This is a genomic window from Streptococcus sp. F2, from assembly GCF_056500955.1.
Genome location: NZ_JBWKAI010000065.1, coordinates 1 through 999 on the forward strand (window position 1 = coordinate 1; position 999 = coordinate 999).

Genomic DNA, 999 nt, shown 5'->3' on the forward strand with positions numbered 1-999 from the left:
CCTTTATCAGTAAAATCATAAGTGCCTTCCAGATCAACAGAAGCTCCCCATTTTTCTCCTTTGAGGTGGATTTCTTTCTTCTGTTGATTAATAGTTCCTTTTAAATGGTATGTTCCAAATAAAAAGTTTTTTATCTTCATCTTAGCGGTTTTGTTATCAGATATGGATAACTGACGTTGAATGCCGTCTCCTCTTTGAATATAAGTTCCATTTATAGATCTACCACAAGCGACTAAGCAGAAAACACTTAAGAAGAATAAAATAGCTAGTAGTTTTTTTCTCATTGCTCCTTGCTCAAACCTTTCTCTTTCTCTTTTTCTTTTTTATAATAGAAAGCATTTGCTTCAATCTCTTCAATCGTATCAGGAAATTGTTGAACCAATCTGGCATTCAATAATTTTTTGATTCCTTCTTCAGGAGTCAGTTCATTCTCATCCAAAGCTTGACGGACATATTCACGAATATGCCAATATTGCTTACCGTCAGTCATCAGTGTTTTAGTGACTTGGTCTTGATTAGATAGGAGTTTTTGGCAAGCAATGATAATCAGAATAATCCAAAAGATGAACCACGCTCCAGATGCAAACTCACTAGCTGTATAGTTAAATTGACCAATGAAGCTTAATAATAAGACAAAGCACAAGTAAACCATTAATGGGTATTTTTTAGCCAACAGCAGTGCCTGTTGTTTATCAAAGTGCTTGTAATCGACTGTTATCTTCTTTTCCTGATAAAAAGGATAAGGAATTGCCTGTAATTTACCATCAACTTCTAAATGTATCAAATCTTTTCGAATAAAAGGATCATAAAACTTTTTTCGGTGTCTGTTATAATTCTCTATTTTTGAGGTTTCTGACCATTCAGCTGCTTTTTTAATCCCCATATTAGTAGCAGCATATCCGAGAGTTGCTCCTGAACTCACTTTCATTGCTTTAAGAAATAATCCCATGCTATCCTCTCTCTTTCTGGCTTATTTTAATTTTGGCTTGACTTAAAGCG

General features: G+C 34.3%; 2 protein-coding genes. Both read right to left on the bottom strand.

Annotated features, from left to right (window positions below):
- The coding region (locus ACYTR8_RS10270) for a hypothetical protein (RefSeq protein ID WP_479642118.1) at nt 1-284 on the bottom strand (284 nt) is incomplete at its 3' end.
- Complete coding sequence (locus tag ACYTR8_RS10275) at nt 281-949, bottom strand: hypothetical protein (protein WP_368385069.1); 669 nt, start codon at nt 947-949, stop codon at nt 281-283. The genes ACYTR8_RS10275 and ACYTR8_RS10270, both read right to left, overlap by 4 nt.
- Nucleotides 950-999: the final 50 nt, after the last annotated feature.